Annotated in this window: 16 protein-coding genes; 3 read left to right on the top strand and 13 right to left on the bottom strand. The window is 34.3% G+C overall.

Features of this window, described 5'->3' with window-relative positions:
• Positions 1 to 103: 103 nt before the first annotated feature.
• Complete coding sequence (locus AB4Y30_RS12190; RefSeq protein WP_368652506.1) at positions 104 to 559, bottom strand: ASCH domain-containing protein; 456 nt, start codon at positions 557 to 559, stop codon at positions 104 to 106.
• 75 nt (positions 560 to 634) lie between these two features.
• Positions 635 to 1495, bottom strand: coding sequence for a PhzF family phenazine biosynthesis protein (locus AB4Y30_RS12185; RefSeq protein WP_368652505.1), 861 nt, complete (start codon positions 1493 to 1495; stop codon positions 635 to 637).
• A 312-nt stretch (positions 1496 to 1807) separates the two neighbouring features.
• Between AB4Y30_RS12185 and AB4Y30_RS12180 the strand changes: the two genes are divergently transcribed.
• Positions 1808 to 2164 carry a DUF4367 domain-containing protein gene (locus AB4Y30_RS12180; protein ID WP_368652504.1) on the top strand — a complete coding sequence of 119 codons (357 nt, stop codon included), beginning with the start codon at positions 1808 to 1810 and terminating at the stop codon, positions 2162 to 2164.
• Positions 2165 to 2202: 38 nt separating this feature from the next.
• On the opposite strand, the gene AB4Y30_RS12175 is transcribed toward AB4Y30_RS12180, so the two are convergent.
• Positions 2203 to 2946 (bottom strand): sulfite exporter TauE/SafE family protein, encoded by a 744-nt coding sequence (locus tag AB4Y30_RS12175; RefSeq protein ID WP_368652503.1) that lies wholly within the window; start codon positions 2944 to 2946, stop codon positions 2203 to 2205.
• A 65-nt stretch (positions 2947 to 3011) separates the two neighbouring features.
• On the bottom strand, positions 3012 to 3566 hold the full coding sequence (locus AB4Y30_RS12170) for a flavodoxin family protein (protein ID WP_368652502.1): 555 nt from the start codon (positions 3564 to 3566) through the stop codon (positions 3012 to 3014).
• 161 nt (positions 3567 to 3727) lie between these two features.
• On the opposite strand from AB4Y30_RS12170, the gene AB4Y30_RS12165 reads away from it, so the two are divergent.
• Entirely contained in the window at positions 3728 to 4777 is a 1050-nt protein-coding gene (locus AB4Y30_RS12165; protein WP_368652501.1) for a metallophosphoesterase, read from the top strand.
• Positions 4778 to 5077: 300 nt separating this feature from the next.
• Here the strand turns inward: AB4Y30_RS12165 and AB4Y30_RS12160 are convergent, their stop codons facing one another.
• From AB4Y30_RS12160 to AB4Y30_RS12135, 6 genes are read right to left on the bottom strand one after another with little or no spacing between them, the layout of a single operon-like run.
• Positions 5078 to 5602 carry a hypothetical protein gene (locus AB4Y30_RS12160; RefSeq protein ID WP_368652500.1) on the bottom strand — a complete coding sequence of 175 codons (525 nt, stop codon included), beginning with the start codon at positions 5600 to 5602 and terminating at the stop codon, positions 5078 to 5080.
• A gap of 14 nt (positions 5603 to 5616) precedes the next feature.
• Positions 5617 to 5781 (bottom strand): hypothetical protein, encoded by a 165-nt coding sequence (locus AB4Y30_RS12155; protein ID WP_368652499.1) that lies wholly within the window; start codon positions 5779 to 5781, stop codon positions 5617 to 5619.
• 20 nt (positions 5782 to 5801) lie between these two features.
• A complete protein-coding gene (locus AB4Y30_RS12150; RefSeq protein ID WP_368652498.1) occupies positions 5802 to 6368 on the bottom strand; it encodes an NADPH-dependent FMN reductase in 567 nt (188 codons plus the stop codon).
• A gap of 13 nt (positions 6369 to 6381) precedes the next feature.
• Complete coding sequence (locus AB4Y30_RS12145) at positions 6382 to 7437, bottom strand: LLM class flavin-dependent oxidoreductase (RefSeq protein ID WP_368652497.1); 1056 nt, start codon at positions 7435 to 7437, stop codon at positions 6382 to 6384.
• Between the two features lies 1 nt (position 7438).
• On the bottom strand, positions 7439 to 8383 hold the full coding sequence (locus AB4Y30_RS12140; protein WP_368652496.1) for a ring-cleaving dioxygenase: 945 nt from the start codon (positions 8381 to 8383) through the stop codon (positions 7439 to 7441).
• A 23-nt stretch (positions 8384 to 8406) separates the two neighbouring features.
• Positions 8407 to 8850, bottom strand: a complete 444-nt coding sequence (locus AB4Y30_RS12135; RefSeq protein ID WP_368652495.1) for a MarR family winged helix-turn-helix transcriptional regulator — start codon at positions 8848 to 8850, stop codon at positions 8407 to 8409.
• A 672-nt stretch (positions 8851 to 9522) separates the two neighbouring features.
• Between AB4Y30_RS12135 and AB4Y30_RS12130 the strand changes: the two genes are divergently transcribed.
• Positions 9523 to 11094 (top strand): Vga family ABC-F type ribosomal protection protein, encoded by a 1572-nt coding sequence (locus AB4Y30_RS12130; protein WP_368652494.1) that lies wholly within the window; start codon positions 9523 to 9525, stop codon positions 11092 to 11094.
• Between the two features lie 174 nt (positions 11095 to 11268).
• Here the strand turns inward: AB4Y30_RS12130 and istB are convergent, their stop codons facing one another.
• The 3 genes from istB to AB4Y30_RS12115 form a co-directional block, all read right to left on the bottom strand.
• A complete protein-coding gene (gene istB, locus AB4Y30_RS12125; protein WP_003320558.1) occupies positions 11269 to 11988 on the bottom strand; it encodes an IS21-like element helper ATPase IstB in 720 nt (239 codons plus the stop codon).
• The gene (gene istA, locus AB4Y30_RS12120) at positions 11985 to 13484 is read right to left on the bottom strand and encodes an IS21 family transposase (RefSeq protein ID WP_368652493.1); all 1500 of its coding nucleotides are present in this window, start codon (positions 13482 to 13484) and stop codon (positions 11985 to 11987) included. The genes istB and istA overlap by 4 nt, the downstream gene beginning before the upstream one ends.
• A gap of 166 nt (positions 13485 to 13650) precedes the next feature.
• Positions 13651 to 14742, bottom strand: a complete 1092-nt coding sequence (locus tag AB4Y30_RS12115) for a response regulator (protein ID WP_368652492.1) — start codon at positions 14740 to 14742, stop codon at positions 13651 to 13653.
• Positions 14743 to 15052: the final 310 nt, after the last annotated feature.

Here is a 15052-nt window from a genome sequence, read left to right as displayed (position 1 = left end):
GTTCGCATAAATACTGGACTTATCGAATTTTTTCAAGGATGACCGATTTATGAATGAGTTTGGCTGCGATGAATTATTCTAGAGCAGTACATAGTCTAGCAAATTACTTATAAACAACTCCAAAGTCCTCAAAAATTATATCCATATCAAACGAAAATTCAAAGCCAAGTTCTTCACCTATTTTCGTGAAAAATTCAATATGCTTCTGTTGCCAGGATTCAAGAGTGTCATCTTCTCCTTCGCGTTTACAAATATCATAGGTCATATCACTAAACTTAAGTTGTAAAGTTTCTCTTGTTTCAATTATACATTTAGGATTTCCATTATAATCTGTAACAATTGATAAGTCTCCTACTTTTGGATAATTACTATCCGTCAATTTATATTGATAAATGCTAGATGCTGTTGCTGTTTTTCTTCCCTGCAGGACCAGTTTTAACAAATAATTTGCGGATTTTTCAGTACTTCCAAAATAGAAAACTTCAAAGCATTTTGTTTCTTTAGCTCTGTTTGTTTCCAATAAAAAATTTTCCCAATAAGCATGCACCTTATTATCCATAGTTCCTCCTAAATTAGGAATTCATAATATTTTCGAGGTGTAAATATTTATCTAAAGTGGTCACGTCCCACATTTTTAGATTGTTAAATTTCCTTCAATACATGTGACTGCATGTCCACCAATTAATGTGGATTCCTCGCTTGGAAAACGTACTTCGATTCTTCCATCACGACCGACACAATGTCCTTGACTAGCAACATAGCTAGTTTCTGAAAGTAAATTAAAACTTTTCACCATTGTGGCAACACAACCATTCCCACTTCCACAAACTGGATCCTCTGGAACCCCTTCATTTGGCGCAAAACCGCGTACCTCAAATTCCGTTTCGGCATGATCAGGATAAGCACCAAAAATAGTAACACCTGTACATCCAGCTGGAATGAGGGACGATAGCTTTTCTTGATTTGGTTCAATGGTACTTACTAGTTCAGCACTTGTTAATTGTAAGGTCATCCATTTTGCACCAACATCAATAGTTTGTCTAGCTAATACATTTTCAATGGAGATCTGAAGGGCATCAGCAATTTGTTCTAATTGGTGTTCATCAATTTCAGTGATTTTTGGTTTCGGTAGCTCGAAAAAAAGCTTATCCTTTTCTGTGAAAATTTCAACAAGACCTAGCTCACATTCCTGAATTATTTTATTTTTATTTTTCGGTTGCAGTCCATTTTTAAGTAAGGCATGAGCAGAACCTAGAGTTGGGTGTCCAGCAAATGGTAATTCATTATTTGGTGTGAAGATTCTTAGTTTATAATCAGCATCTGGATGAGAAGGACTACAGACAAAAGTTGTTTCAGATAAGTTTGTCCAATTCGCAATTTCTTGCATTTGTTCTGCGGATAGATGGTCTCCATCAAGCACAACAGCAACAGGATTTCCTTTAAAAGGTACTTTTGTAAATACATCAACTTGTTGAAAAGGAATGCTTTGTGTCATATTAATTTCCTCCTAGTAGTCGTAAAGGGTGTTTTATTTATTCCGAGTATATCAATCTCTTTTTTAATCAGCTAGAGAAAAGTAAACAAAATATAAAGAATGTAAGAATTGACTAGTAACTCCATTTCGGTGCTGTAAAATAATGAATGGGGCGTCGAGAAAAGAAATGGAGTTAAGTACATGAGAAAAATAATGATTATATTAGTTATCGCATTGCTTGGAATTGTTTGGTATGTTATTGCAAGTCAAAAAAATATAGCATTAGAAAATAAAGTTTATTAAGAAGATGAAGTAGAAGAGGCAATCAGTACTTTGAATTTTGACTTTAAATTACCAAGCTATATGCCTGAAGGTTCAAAAGCAAAAGGGGCAGTTGTTTATACATTAGCAGAGCAAATGACTATCGTTCTGCATTATAACTATGACGGTGATAATTTTTTTGAGTTAACAGCATTTCGTACAGAGGATTCTTTACAAGATTTTGTAGAAGTTATTGAAGCGTTCGATTGGAAAGATGCTGAAATTGATGGTTTGTCTGCATTGATTGGTGAATCTAAAAAGATAACAGATAAACGAGTGTTAATGAAAACAGAAGATAATATTATTTTTGAAGTAGTTTCATCTACGCTTACCGAAGAGGAATTAATTCGTATTTTAGAATCGATTTAAAAATAGGAAGAGGGAAGAGTTATTCATTTCCCTCCAGTTTATTTAATCAGTAGTAACACACCAAGGATAACAAGTAAGATAAATATTAAATGGATAAATTTTTCGCTAGGAATATGTTCATATATCCATCTTCCCAGTCGTGCAGCTAGTAAAATAAATGGTAAAGATAATCCAAAAAGAATAAAAGTATCGATAGACCATAATCCACCAATAGCATGACTAGCTACAATAAACAAACCAACAATTAAAAAATAGGACTGCATAGTTCCGCGAAATACTGCTGGGGTCCATTCCTTGAGTGTACCAAATACTACAATTGGTACACCATGGGAGTTATATGCACTACCTAAAATTCCAGAGATAAAACCTACTGGAATGGATAAGTAACGTGTTTGAAACTTTACGGTAATTTCCTTTTTTATCACGAGACGTATGATCAAAGAATACGAACCATAAATAATTAGGAATATTCCAAGTGCGGTCATGATGATTGATGCCGGTACAAATAGAATAAATAAAATACCTACAGGAATACCAAGAATTGCACCAATCACTAGTCTTTTTAGTTCTACACGATCAACTTGTTGCCAGTCTTTAAATGCAGCTAATAAGGCAACAATCAATCCAACTAGAGCAATTAAGGAAATAGATAGATGTAAATCAATTGGTAATAATGCGAGTAATGGCATGCTAACTACTGCTTCGCCAAATCCAAAAGTAGCACGAGTAAGGGCACCGAGAAATACAATTAAGATGATTAGGATTATGATGGATGTAGACATAATTGCCTCCAATAATATGTAAAATTTCTCTTATCTAGTAAATTGTTAGAAGAGAAGAAGTATATTTAACTTTTTTGAGTCTGTTCTAGTTTTTTCCGTAGCTGTTCTGCTGCAACAAGCGCACGAACATCCTGGGTGATTTCTCCAGGTGCATTTGCTTCTCCAATAATATAGTCCTCAAAGGTCATTCCCATAAAATCAAAGATATGCTTGAATTGTTGAATCATGGGCAATCCTTTAATATACGGAGAGTCTCCACCTACTGCAATAACATAGGTATGCTTTTTAGCTATCTCTTCTTTAAAGGTGGGGCGATTTTCATCGCGCATCATATGTGACCAACGATCAATGAAATTTTTCATAATTCCAGTCATGGTATACCAATAAATGGGAGTGGAAAAAATCAGAATGTCATGTGCTAAAACTTTATCAATGACAGTATTGTAATCATCATCAATGTCAGAAAAACCTTCTGGATCATGCCTTTTATCAATAATAGGCTCAATATGATATTCAGATAAATATATTTCTTCAACCTCAAGGTGAAGTGTAGCTAACTTTGTAAGTGATTCTGTATTTCCATTTGGTCGATTTCCTCCGTATATTACTGCAATAGACAAATTCAATCCCTCCAATTAAATTTAAAGTAACTAATTCTAGTCTATCATGACAATAAGTGTATTTAAAGAAATGAAGAGCCTTATCATTTTTAATTATCATAAATTGGTGGTACTTTATAAAGGGGTATTTTTATTCAAAATAGAAAACTGGGGGACACGAGATGTTTGCATTATTTCTAGTTGTGGTTTTTAGCGTCTTTGGTAGTATGAATTGGCTTATCGCTAGAACAATAGCGATGCAATTTCCTAACCACAAATTATTGATATACATGATTGTTATTTTATTCGCGTTAACTAGTGTGATTTCCATGGTTTTACGAGATTTATCAATTATGAATTTCATTGGCACCATTGGTCATTATTGGATTGCGGTTAGTTTTTTAGGTCTAGTTGTTTACGGTATTTTTGCACTTATTCCAAAGGATACATTTTGGTTAAGCACAGCAATCTTGGTACTTCTCTTAGGTATCGGTATTTACACCGCCCAGTCACTGAAACAGACAGATTATCAAATAAAGCTTGCTAAAGATACAGAAAATATGCGAATAGCTTTGATTAGTGATACACATTTAGGTTATGTGAATGGGGCAAAAAAACTAGAGACAATCGTAGATAGAGTAAATGCAACAAATCCAGATGTTATATTAATTGCAGGAGATTTATTTGATAGCAGTGTGAACACCATATATAATTTAGATGGTGTACGGGAAGCATTAAATAATTTCAAATCAACGTATGGTACATATTTAGCATGGGGAAATCATGATGCTGGGAATACTTTTCAAGAGATGAAAGAAATAATTGACCAGACAGATATTGTCCTCTTAGAAGATGAATACATAGATGTAGGTCCTTTTGTTGTGATTGGAAGAAGGGATATCCAGCCAATTGGTGAACAAGGAGGAGAACGTTTGCCAATGGATGATGTAGTACAAGATGCAGACCTTACAAAGCCCGTTTTTGTTATAGATCATCAACCATCAGAGGTTAATGAATATGAGGATTATGTCGATTTAATTGTTTCTGGACATACACATCATGGACAAATCTTCCCATTTAATTATATTACCAATGCAATTTTTCCAATTGATTACGGTATCATGCAAAAAGAAAATGGTACCTATGCCATTGTTACTTCAGGTGCTGGGTTTTGGGGACCACCAATTCGTTTAGGAACAAAAAGTGAATTTGTTATTATTGAAGTAGAATAGGAGATAACTGAGACTGGGACAAAAGAATTTATTACTTAATTAATTCCGAACATAAATTGTGCAAATAATCGCTTCGGAAATATACTTCGCTTTCCATGGGCGGCTGGTGAGCCTCGACGGACAGGACGTCCTAATGCAGACGTTGCCACAGGACGTGGCGTACTCGTCAGCCTCGTGCTAAACGCACTCCGGGGTCTCGCCTAAGCCTTCCTCCCATAGGAGTCTACGTATATTTCCTACGCTTTATTAGAATATTGTTCGGATTTCAAACTTAGTTTTTTCCTTGTGTCCCAATTTCTATTAATATTGCCAAATATCTTTAAAGTAAGTAGATAAAAGCCCATTCCCTGGGAAAAACTGAGATAAATGAGCTTGAATTTCTTTTTCAATTTCTTTGTACCTCTGATTTACAACTATTGAATTTCCTAGAAAAGTATATTCAAAGATTAATTGGTCAGGATCTGTTTGATAAGCTTTAGCAAGCATTTCTGTTCCAATTTCTTCTTTCTTCTTGAAATCACCGAAAAGATAGGGGAATTGAGAAATCATATAGCCAAATAACCAGTTGAAAATAGCATCATTTTGGAAGTGCCTTTCTCCATAATGGTACACTTCTATTAATAATTTCTGAAATTCAGCTTCATCTATTTGTTGTTCTGAAGAGACATCTTCTACTAATATATACCAACAAAGAAATCCTAATTTACATGCGATTTTTGTGTCATTTTTCTGTTCTAACCATTGTTGGTATAAATGATTTTTAGCATCGTTCCATTGCTGATTCTCTTCAAGTATATCTGTTTCGGGCAATGTCCAATTAATCATAAGCTTGCTCCTTATTATGTTTCTGCTCTTACGGAAATAATTTCTATAACATTTCCATAGGTACGTCGAATTATTTTTCTAGCCGTAGCTGTAGTACGAGCAGTAACTCGATCATGTTTTGTTACCCCATCTTTTTCCAATGTAACTATAAAACATTTAGCACCACACTTCATTTTCATAGTCCTTTCTTCGTGATTCTTTAAAAGTCATATTGTGCTTCTTTTTCTAGTCTGACTTTCTCTGTAATTTCACTTTGAGTTATTGTATCTTCGATTAATCTTTCTAAGCGGAATAATATATCATCATTAATGATTTCTTGTCGCAGAAAATCTTTTTCTTCAATAAATACAAAGGTTTGAACGATTTGTGCTTTCATATAAGATAAAATCGGCTTTAACTGTTGTTCTGCCACTAGATAATGTTTTGATGATCCTGCAGTAACAACAATACTTACAGCTTTATCACGGAAGGCATGAACAGGAAGTAGATCAAAAATATTTTTAAGCGCAGCTGGTATAGATGCTTGGAAAATAGGTGTACCAATAATGAGTGCATCAGCATTCATTATGGTTTCTAAAACATATTTTGTATCTCCGTCATATTCAAAGTAATTACGGCCATCGCTGAAAGGTAATACGTATTTTGCTAAATCAAGAAAATCAACTTGATGTTCAGGATAATGTTGCTTTAACATTTGTTCTACGACTTCCATTGCTGTTTTTGTTTTTGAGCCAATATTGGAACCTGATAATACGACGATCTTCATTTATAAGCCTCCATTATTTTGCAGTATGTTTTTTTATTGCAGGAATAATATGATTCCCAATAATTTCAATGTTTTTCATAATTTTATCAAAAGGAACGCCACCAAAATCAATCTGCGCCATAAATCGTTGCATATCATATAATTCATGCTGATATAGCAGTTTTTCAATAATTTGGTTTTTATCCCCAACCATTAAAGCATCACGAGGATCCGGTGCTTGTGCAAACTGTTGTTTAGGATAACCAGAACCACGGATAGCCATAAATCCACGATTTAAATGTGGATACATTCCTTGTAGAGCTTCTTTTGTAGTATCTGCTACAAAGAAAAGACTTGTTGTAGAAATAGGCAATGTAGCTGGATCGAATCCGTTTTCTGTAGCAGCCTGTCGATAAGCTTCAACAGAGGGTTTAAAGTTTATTGCTGGGCCACCTAAGGTTGTTAATGCCATTGGAATTCCCATATAACCTGCTTTGATTGCACTTGCTGGTGGACCACCAACAGCACGCCAAATCGGTAAGAAATTATCTTTAGGCTGTGGTAGAATTTGAGCATTTGTTAAGGGAGCACGAAATTTTCCCTCCCAGTTAATAGTATTTTCTTCATTTAATTTTATTAAAAGCTCTAATTTTTCCTCGAAAATTTCTTCATAATCTTGCAAGTCAACACCAAGTAGTTGATAAGCGCCAACACGAGAGCCTCGACCAGCTACGATTTCTGCACGTCCGTCAGAAATAAGGTCGATTGTTGCAAAATCCTCATAAACACGAACAGGATCCGCAACACTTAATACTGTAGCAGAGCTAGTGATTTTTATCTTTTCTGTAGCTTGTGCAATGGCTCCTAAGACTACTGTATGTGCTTGGGTTGTAAAAAAGTTTTGGTGGCTTTCACCGACCCCGAATACATCAATACCAGCTTCTTCAGCTAATTTACTTGCTTCAATTAATTCTGTGATCCGTTGTTGAGCAGAGATACGAGATTCGGTAATTGGATTAATCATGTGGTCTCCAAGTGAATATAAACCAAATTCTAATCCATTATTTTGTTGAATACGATATTTTTCCATATTAGTCCTCCTCAATTGGTGTAAGTTTAGCTTCTATTTCCGCACGTCGGTTTTCTAAAAAGACAGGTAAATCTAGCTGATTTCCAAGTGTCTCCACATCGCTATCTCGCGTGAAACCAGGTCCATCTGTAGCAATTTCAAATAGAATTCCATTTGATTCACGAAAGTAGAGACTGTGAAAATAAAAACGATCAATAATTCCAGTCGAATGAAAACCACGTTGTTTTATCTGTTCTTCCCAATAATGAAGTTCTTGGACATTGTTTACTCGAATGGCGAGATGATGAATGCTACCACGGCCAGGTTTTTCTGAAGGGCCATCCATTTGCTTAATTAAAATTTCACCGAAAATCTCGCCCTCTATGGATTGCAGAATGGCTTCTTTTTCATTATTTAATATTTCGATATAACCAAAGATTTCTTGAAGTGTTTGATTAAGCTTCTTTAATCTTTTTACTGTGATTTCAACTGTTCCCATGCCTTGGATCTGATGGACTTCAGGGACAGGAGAGTGCTCCCATGTTTCCCAATGAGCGAGCTTTGCTTCACCTGCTACTTGTAAGCTAAGGCGCAATCCTTCTTTATCTTCAAAATGAATAGCAGGACGATTTGCATAAGTGATGATGTCAGAATGATCTATATTAAATTCCATAAAACGTTTTTTCCAATAATGTAAGCTCTCGATAGATGGGACAATTAAACCAATTCTCGTAATCGCATTGGTGCCACGATGCGTTGAACCAGCATAAGGCATTTCAAAAAAGGTTAATTCTGTGCCAGGACTTCCAGTTCTATCCCCATAAAATAAATGGTACATAGAGGGATCATCTTGGTTTACAGTAATTTTCACACGACGAAGTCCAAGAATATCACGATAGAAATAATTATTCTGTTTTGCATGTTTCGTTATCATTGAAATATGATGATGTCCAGGGATTGTATACATAAAGATTGCCTCCAAATATTATTTTAATAACGTTCTGCCATTTTCTTTTCACTGTTCTTCTGTACTTTAGATATTAATGTGTATAAAGTTTTTTGTTCTTCTTTTGTTAAGCAATCATCAAAGAAAGAGGATTGAAAAGCCAATTGCTGCGTAAAGGATTGCTTTAATTTTTCTACACCTTTATTTGTTAAAGAAATTGTTTTTGTTTTCCATTCTTGCTTTCTCTCTATAAATTGATCTTTCTCTAGACGGGAAAGCATACGGGAAATACCCCCTTGACTGACAGTTACCCGTTTAGCCAATTCATTCTGTGTTAATGGTCCATAGGTGGAAATTTGCATAAGTACATCAAATTGTGCAGTTGTTAGATTAAATTGCTTTAGAAATTCATTGGATAGTAAATTACTTTGATGTGTAAAACGGCTAATTCTTAACCAAATTAAGGAGCCTAAAGTGTTTTTTTTCATTTTGTGCTACATCCTTTCTATCCATGTCTCGTCTATCACTTTACAAGTCAAATGATAAGAAGTCAATATTCCTGCTCACATTTAGTGATTTGACAATTGAATAGCTATTCGCTATCTTTGAATTAACGTAAATTGACGAAAGGGTGAGCCAATTACATGAAGTATTAATCCTATTAATGAAATCAAACAATAAAAGGTAAACAGCAAAAGCATATTGTATTTTGTATATGATTCATACGTGAACTTGCGAATGAATATATGCTAAATATAATCAAGCTACTTTTTACGAAATGGTTGCTTGAGCTTTTTAACCTGCCTTTTAATGTTTTATTCAGGATAGGATTATATTTCTGTAGTTGTCTCTAAATTGTTTAATTTTAGGGATCTCTATCTGCGTATGTCTCCTATTCTGAAAAAAATAGGAGACATTTTTTTGTAGAGTAATAAAGTATAGAAAATTGCGTAATTTAATGCTTATTCAGATCTAGCGCTGTCTAGCTCCGAGCGCCAAAAACTAAGAGATTTCGCGTCACGCCCTACAATAAGTCAACATCGGTTCGTGACCTCACCGTGTTTCCTTTATCTCGGTTGTGCCACTCCAATCTCTTACGTTTTTAAGCGGGCGCTCTGCGCTTTTCGTTCTCTCTGAAATTTGAGACAGGAGTGAAAAATATGCTATTATTAAAGGCTTTTCAATTAAAATATTCTATTGCTGAAAGACAGCTTTTGGATATTCAGGAATTAAAGATTTATCGACAGGATCGTATCGGTTTAATTGGGATAAACGGAAGTGGGAAAACGACTTTATTAAAAGCATTAGCTAACGAACAACAAATTGAAACAGGAACTATTATTCATCACGCGTCTTATGCTTGGATACCACAGTGGAAGGATAATAATACTTCAGAAAGTGGTGGAGAGGTTACACAAAGATATATACAAGAAGCACTAAATAAGCATCCTGATTTATTACTAGCTGATGAACCAACAACGAATTTAGATACGATAAATATTGAAGAATTAGAAAGTAGCCTGCAGGAATGGGATGGTGCATTCATCATCGTTTCTCATGATCGTGTGTTCTTGGATGCTTTATGTACAACAATATGGGAGCTTGATGATGGAAAATTAACGATTTATAAAGGAAATTATAGTGATTATGTAGAGCAGAAGAAGCATGAACGAAGAAATCAGGAGCTTGCTTATGAAAAATATGTCCGTGAGAAGAAACAATTAGAAAATGCGATACAGTTAAAAGAAATAAAAGCGAATCGTGCAACAAAAAAGCCAAAACGTGTAAGTAATTCTGAGGCAAGTATCATAGGTGCAAAACCTTATTATGCGAATAAGCAAAAGAAATTAAGGAAAACAGCAAAAGCATTAGAAACACGTTTAGAAAAATTAGAGGTTGTTGAGAAAACAAAAGAAAATCCTTCATTAAAGATGGATGTATTCAATCATGAGCATTTTCATCGTCGAATTATTCTTCGTATAGAGGATGTTTCTGCCGCTATTGAAGATCGTATCTTGTGGAAACATGCTAATTTTCAAGTATATGGTGGTGATAAGCTAGCTATTATAGGAGATAATGGAGTAGGAAAAACAACTTTTTTAAGAAAAATTATCCAACAGGATGAAGGAATTTCTCTATCACCAGCTGTGAAAATTGGTTATTTTAGTCAAAATTTAAATACTTTAAATGAAAAACAAACGATACTGGAAAATGTACAAATAAGCTCCGTGCAGTCTGAAGCACTCATTCGTACGGTTTTAGCACGAATGAATTTTGTAAAAGATGATGTATATAAGACTGTTCACGTTTTAAGTGGAGGAGAGCGGGTGAAGGTAGCACTTGCAAAAGTACTTTTAAGTGAAGCAAATATATTAATTCTCGATGAACCAACCAATTATTTAGATGTGAATGCTATGGAGGCTTTAGAGTCATTACTTGTTGAATATGAAGGTACTGTCATTTATGTATCTCATGACCGAAGATTTATTGAAAAAACAGCTACGCGGATTATTGAAATTGTTGAACAAAAAGTCAAGGTTTTTGAAGGAACTTACCAACAATTTATAGAAAGTAAAAAAACAAAGCCTAAAGAAGATAATAGGGATCAATTATTGCTTATTGAAACACAAATAACAGAAGTTTTAAGTCGTTTAAGTATTGAACCTTCAGCTGCATTAGAAAATGAATTCCAACAATTATTGCAGAAAAAACGAGACATACAAAATAATTAGTTAATAGTTATCTAAGCTTTTTGTGAAGAAAATAAACTCCCTCTAATATAGAGAAGCAATCAGCTTCTGGATTAGAGGGAGTTTTGAATTTAAAACAATGGTATATGTATGTATTTGGCAATTAAAAAATGTACCAAATGGCATTTAAATATGCATGCCACTTGTCACTTCAAATTATTGATGCAATAAAGACTCTTTATAACGAAAACTATCTCCTTTAAAAACAAGTAAATGAGAATGGTGAATCAGGCGGTCAATGACAGCTTCTGTTAGAATCGGGTCGCCAAAAACATGATTCCATTGACCGAATTGAAGATTGGTTGTAATCACTATACTTCGGTTTTCATAACACATAGAAATCACTTGAAATAAAAGCTCTGCTCCTTCTTTGTTTAACGGAATATAGCCGAGCTCATCAAGTATTAAAAGGTCTAGCTTTTCGATTTGTTTCATCAGCTTTGGTAGAGTGTTTTTCTGGTTTGCTTCAATTAGTTTATTAACCAAGCCTGCCACTGTATAGAACTTTACCTGGCTGCCAAATCTATGTATGGCATTTAAGGATAGTAATGTTGCCAAATAAGTCTTTCCTGTACCGACACCACCGTATAAAATAAGGTTTTCCCTCTCCTTAATAAAGTCACCATTAATGACAGCTGTACGTTCAATTCCTTGTGGAATTTGTATATGTTCCCATTGGAAAGGAGTAGAACCTGTCTTCGGTAGCTGAGCTTGACTTAGTAATAAATTAACTTTTCTTTCTTCTCGATTTTGGACTTCCTTTTCAAAAAGCTTTAATAGGTACTCTTCATTTGTTTCTGCTTCTATTTGATTAAAATTCTCTCTAATCCAACTTAACTTTAGTCGCTTTGCGTAGGCTTGTATTTGCTCGTTCATTCACTCGTACCCCCTTGAAAGAAAGCATCGTAATGAGAAAGCCCACGAGTTGCGCTAGGTACTGTTGGAACATTAAGACGAGGAGTAATCGCCTCATAAGATGTACCTTGATTTAGTAGAGAATAGAAACAATGCTTGATTTGATCCGCACTAGGATGACCATGTGAAGAAGCTAACTCTAATGCCTCATTCAATAAAGTAAAATCATCATTTTTTAAGAGCGTAGCTAAAAGACGTAAAACTTCTTTCTGCTCTTCTTCTGTACAATCTCTTAAAAAGTTGGACCATTCAAGGGGAAATTGGTCATATAAACTAGAATATTTAATTGCCTTTGGACGTTTTGATAGTAAGTGTAAATATGGTTGCCAGTTCATCGACCTTCTTTTTACTCCATATAAACGAGAATGCTTTACAATAACCTGACGTTCTTCGTTCAATACAATAATAGAGTTATAGGTTACACAAATATTTATGCGCTGCTTGGCAAATCTAGGCGACGTTGAATATTCCTTGTTATCGATGTTTATAATCCCGTATTTATCTGCCTTCACTTCCTGATAACGCACACATTCAAACTTCTTCTCAGGAAGGATAAGCCATTCCTTTTTGTCTTCCTTATATAACTCTGATTGAAGCGTTTCTTTTAAGTAGTGTGGACGATTTCGGTCTTCCTCTGCGCATTGCCAAAGTGTTTCATTAAATTGGTCGAGATCCACTATGGTGCACTCGGGTAATAAGAAGTTATTTCGAACATATTTCACCATTGCTTCAACGTGTCCTTTTTCATTCCCCTTCCCAGGATTACAAAATTCGTAACTGAACCCATAGTGTAAGACAAAACGTTCAAATGTATCAGTGAGTTCACGTTCACCCTTACCTTTTATCTTTTTCACAGCGGGGGATAAGTTATCGAATCGTATCGTTGTCGGCACACCACCCATATAGTGAAACATACGTTGTAGACCCTCTAGTAAACACTCAGTGTTTTCCGAAGGAAATACCTGAAACAGGAATGAATTACTGTACGGAAATGACATCACTAAATACGGTAGGTCTATTATCTCTGATTCATATAAGAAGGGTGCTGTACCAAAATCAACTTGTGCTGTTCCTGGTATGGATTCAAGAGGTAATGAAGCTCCTTCTATATATTCTTTTAGCTCTTTCTTCCTTCTTGAAACATAGTCACGAACTGTACGTGCAGAACCTTCGAAGCTATGAAACTTAACTAACTGCTCGTACATTCTTTTGGCAGTTCTATGATTCTTCTTTTTCTTTTTTAAGTCTTCTCGAATCCACTTATCTAAAATAGGCTTCACTGGATCCATCACTCTAGAGCTTCTTTTCTGTGGTTTTTTTACTGGAAACTCTTCTTGATTCGCATACTTAGAAACTGTACGAGGATCCAGCTCCATCTTTCTTGCCACACTGGAATAAGTTCCACCTTTTTGATTCACTTCATGTCTGATATAATCAATTTGTGCCACTGCTAACATCTCCTAATAGCCTCCTGTTAAACGTTGTTGGTCCAACGAGGAGTTTAAAGTTATTTTGAGAAGTTGACAAGTGGCTTTTTTAATTTGTGTAGGGCCCTCCGGGCCCTACACAAATTAACTGCCATTCCCTACATATTTAGTTTGCCATAAACAATATGTATGAGTGCTAATTTCTAGATTGAATCCATTGTATAATTTCAGCATTCGGTTCGCTATCGTATTCTTTTTTCATCATAGTTTGTAAATTTATAAATTCTTCTTTAACTAAGTTATCATAATTTAGTAAATCTAATAATTTTATAATAGAGAAATAGATTTCTTCATCAAAGCTTGAGATTGATTTTGCTTTATAATTCAATGCTAAGGCACGATGGTACTGCTTGGTGTTAATCAAGTGTTCAGTCAGTGTTTCTAAGACGTTTTTCCACTGTAGGTGGTAATTAATCTGTTCCGGTTTTGCCCATAGATAACCTTCATTTTCTAATAAAGGACCCTTATATAGATCTAGCAACTTGGACCAATTTGAATACGTGTAGGGTTCATTAATTATTCTATCCCATTCATTAATATCAAGAACTATTTCATTCATAACCAGTTTATAGGCATTATTTTTAGAGATGATAGAGATATCAAACTCTATTTGTTTCAAAAGCTTTCGAATCTGATGAATTGTAGTATAAAGTAAATCAAATGCATTCTTCATATCTAAATCGCTAAAAAAGTTATCAATAAGATAATCTTTTTTTATTTCCTCATTTTGTCGCAATAAAAGAAAAGTGAATATTTCCTTGGCCTTTGCTGTTCTCCAACTAATTTCTAATGGAAGCTCATTTTTATAAAAAACAATATCTTTAAAAAGTGAAATACGTTTTATATTCTGTTGAATTATTTCACATTTACTTAAGGTTTGGTATAAACGCTCTTTTTTCACAGGTTTAAGTAAATAATCAATAATATTTATATTAAAAGCTTCCACTGCATGATCAGGAGTTTTAGAAATAAATACAACATAAGCCAATGCACATGTCTGTTTGATTTGTTTTGCAAACTCAAAATGAGAAGAAGTTTGCGAGTCAATATCAATGAATATAAGAGACACCTCATTTTGAACAATATAATGATATGCCTTTGAAGCTTCATTAAAGTGCAATATTGTTGGTGTCCTCAATTGCTTGTTTTGGTTTAACAATTCAGTCAATTCTTCGAGAAAAGAATCCTCTGAACGATAATCTTCATAACTTACAAAGACAATTTTCATTAAACTCTTCTCCTTTGTGTGAATTTTATTGGGAATGTAATAGGAATTATGAGTATGATTAGCTGCGAGTGTTTCAACCTTACAAAATCCTTAATTTATTGTTACATGTTTATTATCGCATAATTTGTTAAAAAAAAACAAATATCAACATAATTATGAAAGGTTAGTAGTTATTGAAACAGCGTAATAATAGGATTTTCTATAATTATTTCAGAAATAGTTCAGTAATAGTTCAGTAATAGTTTAGAAAGGGTTTAGTTAATAGACGTAATATTGTAAAAGTAAAATAATATTTCGAAATTTATAATAA

This window comes from Ornithinibacillus sp. 4-3 (assembly GCF_040958695.1).
Classification (GTDB): domain Bacteria; phylum Bacillota; class Bacilli; order Bacillales; family Amphibacillaceae; genus CALAMD01.
Note: the sequence above shows the minus strand (reverse complement) of the source record. Positions and strands in the feature narration are given on the sequence as shown.

Bases quoted from the DNA above. Each gene is read 5' to 3' on its own strand.
- AB4Y30_RS12145 (WP_368652497.1), bottom strand. From the start codon at position 7,437: ATGGAAAAATATCGTATTCAACAAAATAATGGATTAGAATTTGGTTTA.
- istA (WP_368652493.1), bottom strand. From the start codon at position 13,484: ATGTTAGCAGTGGCACAAATTGATTATATCAGACATGAAGTGAATCAA.
- AB4Y30_RS12150 (WP_368652498.1), bottom strand. From the start codon at position 6,368: ATGAAGATCGTCGTATTATCAGGTTCCAATATTGGCTCAAAAACAAAA.
- istB (WP_003320558.1), bottom strand. From the start codon at position 11,988: ATGAACGAGCAAATACAAGCCTACGCAAAGCGACTAAAGTTAAGTTGG.
- AB4Y30_RS12115 (WP_368652492.1), bottom strand. From the start codon at position 14,742: ATGAAAATTGTCTTTGTAAGTTATGAAGATTATCGTTCAGAGGATTCT.
- AB4Y30_RS12175 (WP_368652503.1), bottom strand. From the start codon at position 2,946: ATGTCTACATCCATCATAATCCTAATCATCTTAATTGTATTTCTCGGT.
- AB4Y30_RS12140 (WP_368652496.1), bottom strand. From the start codon at position 8,383: ATGTATACAATCCCTGGACATCATCATATTTCAATGATAACGAAACAT.
- AB4Y30_RS12160 (WP_368652500.1), bottom strand. From the start codon at position 5,602: ATGATTAATTGGACATTGCCCGAAACAGATATACTTGAAGAGAATCAG.
- AB4Y30_RS12185 (WP_368652505.1), bottom strand. From the start codon at position 1,495: ATGACACAAAGCATTCCTTTTCAACAAGTTGATGTATTTACAAAAGTA.
- AB4Y30_RS12135 (WP_368652495.1), bottom strand. From the start codon at position 8,850: ATGAAAAAAAACACTTTAGGCTCCTTAATTTGGTTAAGAATTAGCCGT.
- AB4Y30_RS12190 (WP_368652506.1), bottom strand. From the start codon at position 559: ATGGATAATAAGGTGCATGCTTATTGGGAAAATTTTTTATTGGAAACA.
- AB4Y30_RS12130 (WP_368652494.1), top strand. From the start codon at position 9,523: ATGCTATTATTAAAGGCTTTTCAATTAAAATATTCTATTGCTGAAAGA.
- AB4Y30_RS12155 (WP_368652499.1), bottom strand. From the start codon at position 5,781: ATGAAAATGAAGTGTGGTGCTAAATGTTTTATAGTTACATTGGAAAAA.
- AB4Y30_RS12165 (WP_368652501.1), top strand. From the start codon at position 3,728: ATGTTTGCATTATTTCTAGTTGTGGTTTTTAGCGTCTTTGGTAGTATG.